Genomic DNA, 15,065 nt, shown 5'->3' with positions numbered 1-15,065 from the left:
GAGAACGGGGGCCGGGGAACGGGAGCCGGGGAACGGGGGCCGGGGAACGGGTCAGAGCTGGGTCGGCTGGCGCTCGGTGAGGCCGTACTTCCTGGCGATGGCGTTCCACAGCTTGGCCGCCTTGGCCTTCTGGACGCTGGCGACACCGCTCTGGTGGTTGGCGGCCTGCGTGTGGCTGGTGTTGCGGGCGTGGCCCTTGTCGCAGCCCTTCTTGCCGCGCGCCTGGTCGGCCCAGGCCGCGTAGTGCTGGTCGGCCGACTGGGACGCCTTCCAGGCGCTGGTGAGCGCGGCGGTCAGCTCCGCGTGCTGGGGCAGCTTGTCCACCGGCAGCGCGCCGAGCCTGGTCACCAGCGCGGCGCGCTGCTTGGCGGCGCTGCGCAGATCGGCGGCCGCCGCGCTGAGGTCGTCGCACTTCTTGACGTCGTCCACCGCCTTGATCACGGAGGCCCGGCTGCCGCCGCTGTCGGCCAGCAGCTTGTCCAGCGCGACCGCCTGCTCGCGGGCGGGGTCGGGCGCGGCCGGGGCCGAAGAGGCACCGCCGGTGGCCGGGGCCGCCGAGGAGACGTTCGCGGCCTTGTCGGTCTTGTCGTCGCTGCCGCCGCCCCCGCTGAGCAGCGCGCCGGCGCCCACGCCGAGGGCGACGATGCCGACGCCGACCGCCGCGATCAGCGGCATCCGCGAGCGGGGCCGCCGCCCGCCGCCGTCCTGGCCGTCCGGGCCGCCCGCGTACGGCGGGCCGGCCGGGCCGCCCGGCCCCGGCTGGAAGGTCTGCGCGGGAGGCTGGCCCAGGTTGACGGGCGCCCCGCCGGGACGCAGGCCCGGTCCGGACCGGCCGTCGCGCGGCTGGAGGTGCGGAAGCTGCTGCGTGCCCGGGGCGGTGCCGCCCGAACCGTCGCGGAACAGGTTGTCGAACTCGGCGGGCGTCTGCCGCCCGCCGCCCGCACCGGGGCCCGCGCCGAACGGCGGAGCCGGGGCCCCGCCCGGCCCGCCGGGCACCGGCGCGATGTACTGCGTGGCCTCGGCGTCCGGCCCGGCACCGGGTACGGCGGGCGGCAGGCCGCCCGACGGCACCGGGGGTATGTACTGCGTCGCGCCCTCGTCCACCGGCGCGGCGGGCACGGGCGGCAGGAACTGCGTGGCGCCCTCGTCCGCCGACCCGGCGGCGACCGGGGGCAGGAACTGGGTGGCCCCCTCGTCGGCGGGCGGCGGCGGCAGCGGGACACCCGCCGACGTGCCGTACGGGCCCGGCCCGGCGGCCGGAGGCAGGGGCGCCGCCTGGTGCTGGTGCTGGTGCGGATGCTGCGGGGGCGCCTGGTGCTGCTGGTGCTGCTGGAATCCCTGGTGCTGCTGGGGGACCTGCCCCTGGGGGCCGTGGTCCTGCGGATACCCCTGGTGCTGCTGGTACGGCGGCTGCGGGGCGCCGCCGTGGGTGCCGTGCCCGGGGGCCGGTGCGCCCTCCGGCGGCAGCGGGCCCGCGCCCGGGTGCCCGCCGGGCCCGCCGTGGGCGTCCCACTGGCCCGACGGCGCCTGCGGATACGACGGCGCGGTCCCCCACGTCTGGGTGGGCGGCGCCTGCCAGTCCTGCCCGGACTGCGGCCGCTGCTCCCCCTCCGGGCCCCAGGGCTGCCCCCAGGACTGTCCGCCGGCGGGCGGCTGGGCCGGGCCCGGTCCGGCCGGCTGCGCGGGCGGACGGCCGCCCGGTCCGCCGGTCGTGCCCGGCAGCAGGGGCTGCCCACCGTCGGAAGGCAGCACGATGCCTTCGCGCGCGGGCCGCGCCGAGGGCTCCTCGCCCTGTCCACTCTGCGTCACCGGGACTCCTACGAATGGGGGACTTGCGGAATCGTCGGCTCACGCTACCGGGTCCCCCGAGCCCGGTGCCACGCAGCACAGGGCTCGGCCGCCCTCCTCCCCACCGCGGTAACGGATCCGGGGCCGGGCGCGCTGTTGTACGGCATCCTGCGGCGCCGTACCTCCCCCGCGCGCCCGGCACTCCCCCGCTCACGCCGCCATCTGCACCTCCAGTCGCGCCCCGAACTCCCGCACCACCGGCTCGTCCCGGTACGGGTCCAGGCGCTGCTGGAAGTCCTCCAGATACTCGGCGCCCCGGTTGGACCGCAGCCGCTCCAGCAGCTCCACCGCCTTCAGGCCGGTGGCACAGGCCTGTTCGACCTCGCGCTGCTGCACCTGTGCCGTGGCGAGCAGCACATAGCCGATGGCCCGGCGCCTGGTCCGCGAGAGCGGATGCCCCGCCAGCGCCTGCTCGGCCTGGCGCGCCGCCGCCTCCGCCTGCCCCAGGTCACGGTGGCAGTGCGCCAACTCATCGGCGAGATACGCCTCGTCGAAGTGCGCGATCCAGGCCGGGTCGTCCCCGGTGTCCGGCGCGGCGCGCTCCAGCGCGCCCACCGCGCGCCCCGACGAGAGCTGGGCCGCGCGCGCGTCCCCCAGCAGGGCGTGTCCGCGCGCCTCGGCGGCGTGGAACATCGCCTCCGCGCGCGGGGTCACCCGGCCGCGCGCCCCCTCCTGCGCCGCCCGCGCCAACTGGGCGATCTCCCGCGGGTTTCCGAGCTGGGCGGCCAGATGGCTCATGGAGGCGGCCAGCACATAGCCGCCGTACCCGCGGTCCCCGGCCGCCTGGGCGAGCCGCAGCGCCTGGATGTAGTACCGCTGGGCGAGCCCCGGTTGACCGGTGTCCACGGCCATGTACCCGGCCAGCTCGGTCAAACGGGCCACGGCGCCGAAGAGATCGCGGCCCACCGCCTCCCGGTAGGACCCGGCGAGCAGTCCGGACACGACGCTGTTGAGGTAGTGCACGACCACCGGGCGCACATGCCCGCTGCCGTGGGTGTGGTCCAGGTCGACCAGCGCCTGCGTCATGGCCCGTACCGCCGCCACGTCCGACTGCCCCACCCTCGGGCCGGCCGAGCGCGCCACCTGTCCGTCCGGCGCGGTGATCAGCCAGTCGCGGCTGGGCTCCACCAGCGCCGAGGCGGCGACGGAGGAGCCGGACAGGAAGTCCCGCCGGCCCACGTCGCTGCGCCACAGCTCGCAGACCTGCTCGATGGCCCCCAGTACGGTCGGCGAGAACTGGAGACCCACGCCCGAGGCGAGGTTCTTGCCGTTGGCCATGCCGATCTCGTCGATCGTGACCGTACGGCCGAGCTTGCGGCCCAGGGCCTCGGCGATGACCGCCGGGGCCCGGCCGCGCGGCTGCTGTCCGCGCAGCCAGCGCGCCACGGACGTCTTGTCGTAGCGCAGGTCGAGGCCGTGTTCGGCGCCGCACATGTTGACCCTGCGGGCCAAGCCGGCGTTGGAACAGCCCGCTTCCTGGATGAGCGCCTGCAGCCGTTCGTTCGGCTGCCGCGCGACGAGAGGCCTGGCGGCCATGGCGTAAACCCCCTGCTTCCTGGCGGCTCGCGTGGCTGCGGTGCCCTGCCCACGCACCGACTCTGACGTGTCTTGCACGACCGGATCCCGCCCGTCACGGCCGAGTTGTCCGGTCGTGAAGATCAATGCCCCACGGACATAACGAAAATGCGGGACATGCGAAGATTGCCGGAGTACTGGAGCGGAAAAGCGAGGCGGACACCCCTGTGTCCCCTGGTACCGCCGCACCCCCGTCGCTCCCGATTCCCCCGTACGGACGCCCGTGAGCGCCCGTGGGCACCCCCGCCGCGAACTCCCCCACAACCACTACCCCACGCCCGCCGGTGCCCCTCCCGCGCGCCCCCGCACATGCACCCGTGCGCCCCGGGTACGGACCGGATGCTCCTCCCCCGCGCGCGGGCCGCCTCCCGAGCCCCCGGTGTGCCCGTAACTCCAGGTGGGCGCGGGGAGTTGAGTGGAGCGTGGAAAAGACGATCCCGGGCGCGGAAGCCGCACAGACCGCCGGTCAGATCCCCAAGCAGCGCGGAGACTCGCTGCCGGAGACCGCCGTTCGCTACACCGAGGAGCGCCACTGGGACGTGGTCCCCGGCACCTGGCTGGTGACCGCCGACGGGACCCCGCGCTGCTCCTGCGGCGACCCCGGCTGCACCGCGCCCGGCGCACACCCGGCGCACGACGACTGGGCGGCCCGCGCCACCGGCAGCGCCACCGTCGCGCGCCGGATGTGGCAGCAGCAGCCGGACGCGTCGATCCTGCTGCCCACCGGGCGCTCCTTCGACGCGCTCTGCGTCCCGGAGAGCGCCGGGTTCCTCGCCCTGGCCCGGCTGGAGCGGTGGGAGCTGACACCCGGGCCGGTGCTCCTCACGCCCGGCCGCCGGATGCAGTTCCTCGTCCTGCCCGGCGCCTGCGCCAAGCTGCCCGGCCTGGTGCGCAGGCTGGGCTGGTCGCCGGGGTCCCTGGACCTGGCGGCGCTGGGCGAGGGCGGCTGGGTCGCCGCGCCGCCCACCCGGTACGGATCGCGCGGCGCCGTGCAGTGGGCCTGCCGCCCCACCCCCGCGAACCGGTGGCTGCCGGACGCGGAGGAACTGGTGCCCGCGCTGGCGTACGCCTGCGGCCGGGACAAGTAGCCCGGACAGGGTGGCGGGACGAGGAGACGGATCGAGGAGGCGGATCGAGAAGGCGGATCGAGGGGGCGGGACGGACGTCCGGGACCGCCCCGGCGGCTCCCCCGTAGGGTTCTTCCTGACGGAGGGAGCAGCAGTGACGACTACGAGCGCCGTACGGATCCAGGGGCTGTGGAAGCGGTTCGGACAGCAGGTCGCGGTGGCCGGGATCGATCTGGACCTGCCGGCCGGCCGGTTCATCGGCCTGGTCGGGCCGAACGGAGCCGGGAAGACCACCACCCTGTCCATGGTGACCGGCCTGCTCCGCCCCGACCAGGGCACCGTGGAGGTCGTCGGCCACGACGTGTGGCGCGACCCGGTCGCCGTGAAGGCCCGGATCGGCGTCCTGCCCGAGGGACTGCGGCTCTTCGAACGCCTCTCGGGCCGCGAACTCCTCTCCTACTCCGGCCTGCTGCGCGGACTGCCCGGCGCCGAGGTGGAGCGGCGGGCCACCCAACTGCTCGACGTGCTCGACCTGGCCGGCGCCCAGCACAAACTGGTCGTCGACTACTCGACCGGCATGCGCAAGAAGATCGGACTGGCCGCCGCACTGCTGCACAACCCCGAAGTGCTCTTCCTGGACGAGCCGTTCGAGGGCGTCGACCCGGTCTCCGCGCAGACCATCCGAGGCGTCCTGGAGCGGTACACCGCCTCCGGCGCCACCGTCGTCTTCTCCTCCCACGTCATGGAACTCGTCGAGTCCCTGTGCGACTGGGTGGCCGTCCTCGCCGCGGGCCGCATCCGCGCGCACGGCCCGCTCGCCGAGGTGCGCGGCGACGCGCCCACCCTCCAGCAGGCCTTCCTCGAACTCGTCGGCGCGCGGGGGCGGGACGCCGGGTCCGACCTCGACTGGCTGGGCGGCGGCACCCGATGAGCACCGGCTCCCGGACGGACGCCGTCCCACCCGCCGCTCCTGTCGCCCCCGCCACCGCCGCCGCCCCCGTCACCGCCGTACTCGTACGGCTGAAGCTGTCCCTGCTGCGCAATGGACTGCGCCAGTCCGGCGGACGGCGCGCCGCGTACGTCGCCTCCGCCGTGGTCGCCCTGCTCTTCGGCGTCCTGCAACTGCTCGGCTTCGTGCTGCTGCGCGGCCATGAGCACGCCGCCTCCGTGGCCGTGCCGTGCGCCGCCGTGCTCGCCCTCGGCTGGGCGGTGATGCCGCTGTTCTTCCCCAGCGGCGACGAGACGCTGGACCCGACCCGCCTGGTGATGCTGCCGCTGCGCCCGCGGCCGCTCGTCCGGGGCCTGCTGACCGCCTCCCTGGTCGGCATCGGGCCCCTGTTCACGGCGCTGCTGCTGATCGGCTGTGCGATCTCGGTGGCGCACGGCGCGGGGGCGTACGCCGTCGCGGTCGTCGGCGTCGCCCTCGCGCTGCTGGTGTGCGTGGCGCTGGCCCGCACGGTGGCCGCCGCCAACACCCGCCTGCTGACCAGCCGCAAGGGCCGCGACCTGGCCGTGCTCAGCGGGCTGGTCGTCGCGGTCGGCGCCCAACTGGTCAACTTCGGCGCGCAGCGCCTCGGCTCCTCGGGGCTCGGACGGCTCGACCCGGTCACCGACGTGCTGCGCTGGGTGCCGCCCGCCTCCGCCGTGGACGCGATCGACTCGGCGAGTGACGGCTCGTACGGTGTCGCGGCGGCCCAGCTCGCCCTGGCCGCCGCCGCGCTCGCCGTCCTGCTGCGCGCCTGGTCGCGCACCCTGACCCGGCTGATGACCTCCCCCGACGCCTCCACCGTCCAGGCCCCCGACGCCGCCGCCCGCAAGCGCACCGCGGCCCCGGGCCGGCGCCGGCTGCTCCCGGCCGGCCGCACCGGCACCGTGATGGAACGCTCGCTGCGCTATGTACTGCGCGACCCGAAGACCAAGGCGGCCTGGGTGACCTCGCTGGCCATCGGGCTGATCGTGCCGGTGTTCAACGCGCTCCAGGGCACCGGCTCGGTCTACCTCGCCTGCTTCGCGGCCGGGATGCTCGGTGTGCAGATGTACAACCAGTTCGGCCAGGACACCTCCGCCTTCTGGATGGTCGCGCTCACCATCTCCTCGCCGCGCGACGCCTACCTGGAGCTGCGCGGCCGGGCCCTCGCCCTGCTGGCCGTCACCCTGCCCTACGCCACCCTCGTCACGGTCCTGACGGCGGCGCTGGTCGGCGACTGGGCCCGGCTGCCCGAGGTGCTCGGGGTGTCCTTCGCCCTGCTCGGCGCGATGCTGGCGACCGGGGCCTGGGCGTCGGCCCGCTTCCCGTACTCCATCCCGCAGGAGGGCTACAAGAACGTGGCCCCGGGACAGGCCGGGCTCGCCTGGATCGCCATCTTCGGCGGCATGCTCGCCGCGGCCCTGCTGTGCTCCCCGGTCATCGCCTTCGCCGTCTGGACCCACGTCAGCGCGACCGGCGACGGCCTCGGCTGGCTCCTCCTGCCCACCGGCGCCCTCTACGGCACCGCCGTCACCCTCCTCGGCCTGCGCCTGTCCGCCCCTCGCACGGCATCCCGCCTCCCGGAGATCCTCACAGCGGTGAGCAAGGGCTGACACCGGGCGCCGCAGATTCCGGCAGCGGATCCGCACGCCGCCCCTTCTCTTGGCAATTCCCAGGGGAGGGGCGGCCGGCGCCCGACCCCACCAGTGTCCGGGACCGCCGCCCCGAGGCGCATGACACCACCGGCCCGCGCAAACACGCTCCAGGACCGCAGCCGCGCCGGTACGGCAACCACCGGGCGGACACCGCGACCGGGAACGGCACCCGCGCGACACCCGGGCGGAGACCGCACCGGAGGCCGGACACCGGACACAGCACCACACGACCCGCGCTCCCTCCGGGTACCGGCGCCCGGCGGGCCGAGGCGCCGTCACGGCCCCGGAGCCGGGCCGGGCCGGGCCACCGGAGTGCGCGACTCAGGCGGCGCGGCGGGCCGTCGCGATGTGGACGCGGAAGCCGCACGGGACGCGGCCGTCCGCCGACGCCAGGGACTTCGCCCCGGTGAGGAAGTCCGCCCGGAGGGCGGCGACGGCGGCCGGTGCGAGCGGGCCGAGGTCGTAGATGCCGGAGACGGCCGCCCAGACCCGCTCCGCCGGGCCGCTCAGGTCGATCTCCACGGTCTCCCAGCGCGGCGGCTCGAACCCGGCCGGGGTCAGGAGCGCGGTGAGCCCGGCGCGGCTGCGGGTCCGGCGGTCGCCCAGCGCCGGTATGCGCTGCGTCTCGGGCGCCTGCCGCACGGCGGCGCCCAGCAGCGAGCCGAACAGCTCGTACGCCTCACCGCCCACGGCCCCGCCGCCCACCGCGCAGGCCAGCACACCGCCCGGCACGAGCACCCGGGCGGTCTCCGCGACAACCTTGTCGGCGTCGCCCATGAGCATCAGCGCGAGATGGCTGACGCAGGCGTCGAAAGCACCGTCGGAGAAGGGCAGCCGCTGTGCCCGCGCCTGGGCGAGCGCGGTCCCCGCGAGGGCCGGGCGGCGGCGGGCCAGGGCCAGCGAGTGGGGCGAGAGGTCGACGCCCGCCAGCCGTCGGTCCGGCGCGGCGGCCAGCAGCTCCAGCAGCACTCCGTCGCCGCAGCCGAGGTCGAGGACCCGGCGGCGGCCGGCCACCTGATCGGCGAGGATCGCGTAACTGGACCGCCCGTCCGGTGCCCGGCCACCGCCGAGGGCGTCGCCGGTGACGGCGGGGTGCTCGGCGTGGAAGGACCGCAGGAACGCCTCCTAAGGACCTGTCCGGCCGATCACGGCGAAGACGCGGGGTGTGGCACGCACATCCGCCGCGTTGTCGTCGGTTGCCGACGCTCCGCGTCGACGCCCTCCTCCGCCTTGCGCCTGCACGCACCACACCCCGCTCACCCGCGCCCACAAGGCACTGTTGCCTCCCTCCACCATGACCGGCCGGACAGGTCCTGGGCGGCGGTGGAGGGGGCCGGGACGGTGGGCGTGTTCACGGGGTGAGGACCCTTTCCAGGAACGGCGAGACGGCCGCCCGCCATGCCTCGGGCTGGTCGAAGTGGACGAGGTGGCCGGCGTCGGCGACCTCCGCGTACTCGCCGAGCGGCAGGACGCGGACCATCTCCTGCGCCTCCGCGCGGCCCAGTTCGCCGTCGAGGCCGCGGACGACGAGGGCCGGGCACCGCACCTGGGCCAGTTCCTCCCAGTGCGCGTCGTACACCCAGGTCTCGCGGGAGACGAGCATCTGCTCGGGTTCGAACACGGGGCGCCAGCCGTCCGCGTCCTCGTGCATGATCTCGGCGTAGAACGCGCCGCGGGCCGGATCCGGCCGCTCCACCCAGGGATCGTCCGCGCCGAACCACTTGCGGACATCGGCGAGGGTGGCGAACGGCGTCGGCCAGGTCTTGAACCAGTCCTCCCACTCGCGCTGGGAGGCCGCGCCGAGCGCGGAGGCGCGCATGTCGCAGATGACCAGTGCGCGCACCAGGTCGGGGCGCTTGGCGGCGAGCTGCCAGGCGGTCAGCGCCCCCATGGCGTGTCCGACGAGGACGGCCGGGCCGAGACCGAGCTGCTCCACGGCCGCCTCGGCGTCCTCGACGTAGGCCTCGCGGGTGTACGCGGGCCGCGGGGGCTTCTCGCTCTGGCCGTGGCCCCGCTGGTCCAGGGCCACGGTGCGGTGCCGCTCGGCGAGCCAGCGGGCGGTCGGCGCCCAGTGGGAGGCCCGGCCCATGAGCCCGTGCAGTAACAGCACTCCGGCGCCCCCGGCACCGGCCGCCCGCGCGTGACCGGCCGCCGGGGCCTGCGGATCAGGGGGCTCGGGCGGCTCGCTGAGCTGCCGCGGCAGCCCGCCGCGGTGGGCACCGGCCCGCGCCGGTACGTACGGCCGCTCCTTCGGGGGTTCGGCGAACTCCCAGGCGGCCAGCCGTACGCCGCCCGCCCCGGTCACGTCGATACGCCGCGCCATGTGGTCCTGGCACCCCCTAGCTCTGCCCTGGCTCCGCCACGACCGCCCGCTCGCCGCCGTCCGGCAGGTCGTCCGGCAGTTCTGCCCGGTCTGTCCGTGCGCTGTCCGTGCGGGTGCGGGAGCCGTGATTCCACTTAACAGATTATCGAATACTCATTCGAAAAAGCCGCTTGCGTCACGAACACCCCTCGTTCGAGTGACCCGCCGCAAGGAATGATCGCCGCCGCCGAGGGGAGATCTTCAACGGGAGGCGGACCACTCGGGGAAAAGCGGTCCGAGGGGACGACCCTGGGAGCTCGGGGCTCCGGGTCGCACAGGGGAGGACAGGCCCCGGCGCCGCTCAGCGCCGGGGCCCTCTCCATGTCCGCGTGGTGTGCACGGTGCGCCACATCCTCCCCCACCCCCCAGCGTCATATGCCTCACGCAACAGCGTCGCACGCCGGGCTCCCGAGCGCTCCGCTTCGACGCACGAAAACCGGACGGAGACGGCCACCGGAGAGGCCCCCCGGAAGACCGGAAACGCATCGGACGACCGGACACGACGGCCGGCACGACGACCCCGGCGGACCGGACGGACGGACCGGACCGCCACCCGGTCATCCGGGCGGCCATCCGGACCGGCGGACCGGCCGGATCAGCGCTTGGCGACGAAGACGTGCGAGGCGACCTCCGACTCCAGCTCCGCCGCCTCACCCCCGCTGCCCACCAGCACACCGCCCGCCGACTCGGTCACGCTCACCACCGAGCCGGGCTGCACACCCGCGCGCCGCAACGTGTACATCAGCTGCGCGTCCGTCTGGATCGGCTCCCCGATCCGGCGCACCACGACCGTCTTCCCCTCGGCGCCCGGATCCAGCTCGCTCAGCGCGACCAGACCCGCGTCCAAGAACGGGTCCGCGCCGTCCTTCTCGCCCAGCTCCTCAAGACCCGGGATCGGATTGCCGTACGGCGACTCGGTCGGATGCCGCAGCAGCTCCAGCACCCGGCGCTCCACCGCCTCGCTCATCACATGCTCCCAGCGGCACGCCTCGGCGTGCACCTGCTCCCACTCCAGGCCGATCACGTCGACCAGCAGACACTCCGCCAGCCGGTGCTTGCGCATCACGCGCGTGGCCAGCCTGCGGCCCTCGTCCGTCAGCTCCAGATGCCGGTCCGCGGCCACCGAGACGAGGCCGTCCCGCTCCATCCGCGCGACCGTCTGGCTCACGGTCGGCCCACTCTGGTCCAGGCGCTCCGCGATCCGGGCGCGCATGGGGACGACGCCTTCCTCCTCCAGCTCGAGGATGGTGCGGAGATACATCTCCGTGGTGTCGATCAGTCCGGACATACGTGCCCCTCGATTACCTCTGCCGGAAGCCCTGCGACTTCACGGCGCGTGCGCTGACCCTGAACTCAATTCTGACGCATACCACTGACAATCGGAGCGCTCCGCGCGAACAGCGGTCTCCGGCGGAAACGGAGTGCGACAATCCGCGCACACGCAGACGACCCGCGAGCTGGGTCCTCCGCCTGACGGCGGAGAGCCGGCCGGACGTACCGGCAGCTCGCGGGTCGGGTGACTGCTTGGGATCGGGCCGGCTGCGCGCACAACTCACACGCCGGTCCGGCACCGCGCTGAACGTGGTGACGGGCCGCTAGCCCGCAGCCACCTCACGCGTCCGGTTTCCATACATCTGCCGAACCACCTCCCTTCTCGTGTACTCCACACCCTAGGAACCGTCCGGCGCCCGATCAACCGCTTTTTCCAGGACCGCTCCCGGGGCGTTCGGGACGCTCGGGACGCTCCAGCAGACCCGCCAGGTCCAGGGCGGTCGCGATGCGGGCGGCGATGTCCTCGGCGTGGGCCGAGTCGGCGCGTTCGAAGGGGGCTCGGCCCGTGGTGCGCAGGAAGGTGACGACGCCGAGGGTGCGGCCGCGGCTGCGGAGGACCGCGCACAGGGCGTGGACGGTGTCGGTGGGCCACTGCCGGGCCTGGGCCCAGAGGCGGGCCTGGTCGGCCGGTGCGGTGCCGACGGTGGCGCGTACCGAGCCGGTGCGCTGGATGCACTGGAGGGCGGGGTGGCCCTCGGTGTAGCGGACGGGGAGTCCGGCCTGGCCGGTGAGCAGGCTGGGGCCGGGTCCTGCGGTAGGGGTGGCGGCGGCGCGGACCAGTTCGGCCGGCGGCGCGTCGGTGTCGTCCGGTGCCGGGGTGCCGGTGCCGGACGCGGGGTGGCGTACGCGGTCGACGAGGGCGTGGTCGGCGAAGCCCGCGAGGGCGAAGTCGAGGTGGACGGTGGCGGCCTCCAGCGGGTTGTCGCACTCGGCGGCGGCGCGGGCGGCGCGGTGCAGCTGGTTGGTGCGGAAGCGCAGCAGGGAGGCTTCCTGTTCGGTGCGCCGGGATTCGGTGACGTCGACGAAGAGCCAGGCGACGCCGAGCGGGACGGGTTCCTCGGCGAGGGGTGAGGCGAGCCGGACGAAGCCGCTGCGCCAGCAGCGGCGCCGTTCGCCCTCGGGGCCGCGTACGCCCACCCAGATCTCGGCGGGTGCGGGGGGTGCCCCCTCCGCCAGGACGTGGGTGAGGGCGCTCTCCAGTTCCTCGACGCCCTGGGAGAGGAGTTCGCCCAGGGGGCGGCCGAGGGGGGTGGTGCGGCCGGTGCCGAGGGCCTGGGCGGCGTGCGCGTTGACGACGGCGGGGCGCAGGTCGGCGTCGATGAGGACGACGCCCCAGGAGGCGTCCTCGAAGAGGGCCTCGCTCAGGGCGATGGAGCGTTCCAGGTCGATCTGGGCGTGCACCTCGCTGAAGGCGCAGTACAGGCCGGCGGGCCTGCCGTCGGGGCCGCGCACGGCGGCGGACTGGGTGCGTACGAGGACGCGTCCGCCGTCCTTGGTGAGCAGGGCGAACTCGTGGACCTGCCGTCCGGTGGCGTGCATGGCGGACATCAGCCGCCGTTCGACCTCCTCGGCGTCGGCGCTGCGTACGGCCCAGCCGGCGAAGCCGTGCCGGCCGACGGCCTCGGCACTGCTCCAGCCGAGGATGCGTTCGGCCTCGCGGTTCCAGTGGGTGACCACGCCGTCCGCGTCGAAGGCGCACAGGGCGGCGTCCATGCCGTCGAGGAGGGCGGCAAGCAGGTCGGAGCCGTCGGGTCCGCCGGGGACACCGGGCCTGTCGGGGCCGTCGAGGCCGTCGTCGGTCCCGGAGCCGGCCCGTCGGGGATCGGGCTCGTCCGGTCCCAGTTCGTCGGTGGCTCCTCTACGCCGGGAAGCACTCACCTGGACCCCCATCAGGCTGCGTCCGCTGGTACGGCGCGTCGGTTCGCTCTCTCACCATCATTCAACTTGAACGTGATGCAGCACACACCGGGTTCCCCGAGATTGGTCTCCCGAGCCGGTGCGCGGCGGGGAGCGCGGGGCTCTTGTGTCAGAAGGTGTCAGCCGCCGTCAGGCGCAGCGTCAGCCATACGTCGTGTTCGCCGTGCTCGTCGTGCTCGCCGTGCTCGCCGTGCTCGTCGGGGAGTACGTACCGCTCGGTCTCGGTGAAGCCGCGGGCGGCGGCGAAGCGTACGCCGTCCTCGTTGGCGGCCAGGACGACGGTCTCCACGGCGCGCGCGCCGAGCACGCGCGCGTGGGCGAGGCCCCGGGTGTACAGGGCGGTGCCGATGCCCGTGCGGCGGTGGCCGGGGAGCACGCGCGCGATGACGGTGGCGACGGCGTCCTCGCCGGCGGGCGGGCGGACGGTGGAGCAGCCCACGAGGGTGTCGCCGAGGTAGGCGTTCTCCAGCCGGTTGCGTCCGGCGCGCTCGCGGACCTCGTCGAGGGTGAGGGCGGCGGGGGGCACGATCGCGTTGTGGACGTGCCGCCACTCGCGGAGCATGGCCTCGCCGGACACGGGTTCGATACGAAGATCAGTCACGGAGGCAGCGAACCGTACCTCCGCGGGGCGGTCAACCGGATTGCGCCGAGACGCGGGCGACCGGTGCCCCGGTGTCGCGGTGGCGGCCGTCAGCGCCGGTAGAAGATGCGGTCGGCGTACTGGTCGAAGACGCGGCTGTTCCATTCGAGGCCGCCGTCGACGTTGCCGGAGCGCAGCAGCGGGGGCTCGATGCCGCGCTCGGCCAGGACTCCGGCGGCGGTCGCGAGGACGGCCTGGAGGAGGGCGGCGGTGACGACGGTGGAGGCGGGGGCGAAGGGCGCCGGGACGGTGTCGAGGGTGAGTTCGGCGTCGCCGATGGCGATCTTGGAGTCGAGGACCAGGTCGCAGTGGTCCTTGAGGTAGGTCCCCGAGGAGTGGCGGGAGCTGGTCTCGCTCGCGTAGGCGACGGAGGTCACGCCGATCACGTGGATGCCGAGGGAGCGCGCGTGCAGGGCCATGTCGACGGGCAGGGCGTTGCGGCCGGACAGCGAGACGATGACCAGGGTGTCGCCCGCGCGCAGCGGGGAGCTGTCCAGGACGGCGGCGGCGAGGCCGTCGACGCGTTCGAGGGCGGAGCCGAGGGTGGCGGGCATGACGTCGACGCCGACGGTGCCGGGGACGGTGAGCAGGTTCATCAGGGCGAGGCCGCCGGCGCGGTAGACGACGTCCTGGGCGGCGAGGGAGGAGTGTCCGGCGCCGAAGGCGAACAGCCGGCCGCCCGCGGCGACGGTGTCGGCGAGCAGGGTGCCGGCGGCCGTGACGGAGTCGGCCTCCTCGTCCCGGACCCGCTGGAGCAGGCCGATGGCGGCGTCGAAGAACTGGCCGGCCAACGTGCGGTCGCTCATGCGGGGTCCGTCCCTTCGGCAGGTCTGCGTGTCGCGGATCACGGTGAGGTCTGAACCACAGCCGTGTCAATACGGCGTGTCCGCGCGGTGAACCGCCGCGGGGAGCCCCCGGTGGACCAGGGCAGGCTCAGGGCCTCAGGGCCTCAGGGGCTCAGCCGCTCCACCCGCCAGCCGCCGTCCGCCTCGGCGACGTAGCACAGGCGGTCGTGGAGGCGGTTCTCGCGGCCCTGCCAGAACTCGACGGAGCGGGGCGCGACGCGGAAGCCGCCCCAGTGGGGCGGGACGGGGACCTCTTCGCCCTCGGGGTAGCGGGCGGCGAGTTCGGCGTAGGAGGCGTCCAGGACGCCGCGGGTGGTGATGACCGTGGACTGGGCGCTGGCCCAGGCGCCGAGCCGGGAGCCGTGCGGGCGGCTGCGGAAGTAGGCGGCGGTCTCCTCGCGTCCGGTGCGGCGGGCGACGCCCTGGACGATGACCTGGCGGGCCATGGGGTGCCAGGGGAACAGCAGGGAGATGTGCGGGTTCTCGGCGAGGTCGCGTCCCTTGCGGGAGTCGTAGTTGGTGTAGAAGACGAAGCCCTGTTCGTCGAAGCCCTTGAGCAGGACCGTGCGGGAGCTGGGGCGGCCCGCGGCGTCGGCCGTGGAGACGATCATGGCGTTGGGTTCGAACAGGTGTCCCTCGGCGGCCGCCTGCCGGAACCAGCGGGCGAACTGCGCCACGGGTGTGTCGGCCAGCTCGGCCTCGGACAGGCCCTCGGCGCGGTAGTGCTTGCGCATGGAGGCGAGGTCGAGCGGCGCTGATTCTCCGGCTTCTCGGTCGGTCACGCGGTCATCCTGCCGTATGGCGCGGCCCGTGGTCCGCAGCGTGTCCTTCGTCACTGCGTGGCACTGAGTGCCGCG

Annotated in this window: 12 protein-coding genes; 3 read left to right on the top strand and 9 right to left on the bottom strand. The window is 74.7% G+C overall.

Features of this window, described 5'->3' with window-relative positions; all coding sequences use genetic code 11:
• Positions 1 to 51: 51 nt before the first annotated feature.
• Entirely contained in the window at positions 52 to 1,809 is a 1,758-nt protein-coding gene (locus R4Z62_RS19250) for a hypothetical protein (RefSeq protein ID WP_491520434.1), read from the bottom strand.
• 189 nt (positions 1,810 to 1,998) lie between these two features.
• Positions 1,999 to 3,384: an NsdA family TPR-like regulatory protein gene (locus R4Z62_RS19245; RefSeq protein ID WP_018567120.1), complete on the bottom strand. Its 1,386-nt coding sequence runs from the start codon at positions 3,382 to 3,384 to the stop codon at positions 1,999 to 2,001.
• Positions 3,385 to 3,845: 461 nt separating this feature from the next.
• Here R4Z62_RS19245 and R4Z62_RS19240 point away from each other — a divergent pair, with 461 nt between their 5' ends.
• The 3 genes from R4Z62_RS19240 to R4Z62_RS19230 all read left to right on the top strand — a co-directional run bounded on the left by R4Z62_RS19240 (position 3,846) and on the right by R4Z62_RS19230 (position 7,070).
• Complete coding sequence (locus tag R4Z62_RS19240) at positions 3,846 to 4,511, top strand: bifunctional DNA primase/polymerase (protein ID WP_064533726.1); 666 nt, start codon at positions 3,846 to 3,848, stop codon at positions 4,509 to 4,511.
• A gap of 133 nt (positions 4,512 to 4,644) precedes the next feature.
• Entirely contained in the window at positions 4,645 to 5,421 is a 777-nt protein-coding gene (locus tag R4Z62_RS19235) for an ABC transporter ATP-binding protein (protein WP_064533727.1), read from the top strand.
• Positions 5,418 to 7,070 carry a transporter gene (locus tag R4Z62_RS19230; RefSeq protein WP_491520433.1) on the top strand — a complete coding sequence of 551 codons (1,653 nt, stop codon included), beginning with the start codon at positions 5,418 to 5,420 and terminating at the stop codon, positions 7,068 to 7,070. Before R4Z62_RS19235 ends, R4Z62_RS19230 begins: the two co-directional genes overlap by 4 nt.
• 363 nt (positions 7,071 to 7,433) lie before the next feature.
• On the opposite strand, the gene R4Z62_RS19225 is transcribed toward R4Z62_RS19230, so the two are convergent.
• The 7 genes from R4Z62_RS19225 to pdxH form a co-directional block, all read right to left on the bottom strand.
• Positions 7,434 to 8,228: a class I SAM-dependent methyltransferase gene (locus tag R4Z62_RS19225; RefSeq protein ID WP_491521895.1), complete on the bottom strand. Its 795-nt coding sequence runs from the start codon at positions 8,226 to 8,228 to the stop codon at positions 7,434 to 7,436.
• A gap of 235 nt (positions 8,229 to 8,463) precedes the next feature.
• Positions 8,464 to 9,435, bottom strand: a complete 972-nt coding sequence (locus tag R4Z62_RS19220; protein WP_064533730.1) for an alpha/beta fold hydrolase — start codon at positions 9,433 to 9,435, stop codon at positions 8,464 to 8,466.
• 634 nt (positions 9,436 to 10,069) lie between these two features.
• Positions 10,070 to 10,762 (bottom strand): iron-dependent transcriptional repressor DtxR, encoded by a 693-nt coding sequence (locus R4Z62_RS19215; protein ID WP_064533731.1) that lies wholly within the window; start codon positions 10,760 to 10,762, stop codon positions 10,070 to 10,072.
• 404 nt (positions 10,763 to 11,166) lie between these two features.
• The gene (locus tag R4Z62_RS19210; protein ID WP_491520432.1) at positions 11,167 to 12,684 is read right to left on the bottom strand and encodes a PAS domain-containing protein; all 1,518 of its coding nucleotides are present in this window, start codon (positions 12,682 to 12,684) and stop codon (positions 11,167 to 11,169) included.
• Between the two features lie 148 nt (positions 12,685 to 12,832).
• Positions 12,833 to 13,324, bottom strand: coding sequence for a GNAT family N-acetyltransferase (locus R4Z62_RS19205; protein WP_491520431.1), 492 nt, complete (start codon positions 13,322 to 13,324; stop codon positions 12,833 to 12,835).
• Positions 13,325 to 13,413: 89 nt separating this feature from the next.
• Positions 13,414 to 14,169: an SIS domain-containing protein gene (locus R4Z62_RS19200; RefSeq protein WP_064533733.1), complete on the bottom strand. Its 756-nt coding sequence runs from the start codon at positions 14,167 to 14,169 to the stop codon at positions 13,414 to 13,416.
• A 143-nt stretch (positions 14,170 to 14,312) separates the two neighbouring features.
• Entirely contained in the window at positions 14,313 to 14,990 is a 678-nt protein-coding gene (gene pdxH, locus R4Z62_RS19195; protein WP_355481699.1) for a pyridoxamine 5'-phosphate oxidase, read from the bottom strand.
• Positions 14,991 to 15,065: the final 75 nt, after the last annotated feature.

The sequence above is a fragment of the Streptomyces sp. PL-25 genome (assembly GCF_058344915.1).
Note: the sequence above shows the minus strand (reverse complement) of the source record. Positions and strands in the feature narration are given on the sequence as shown.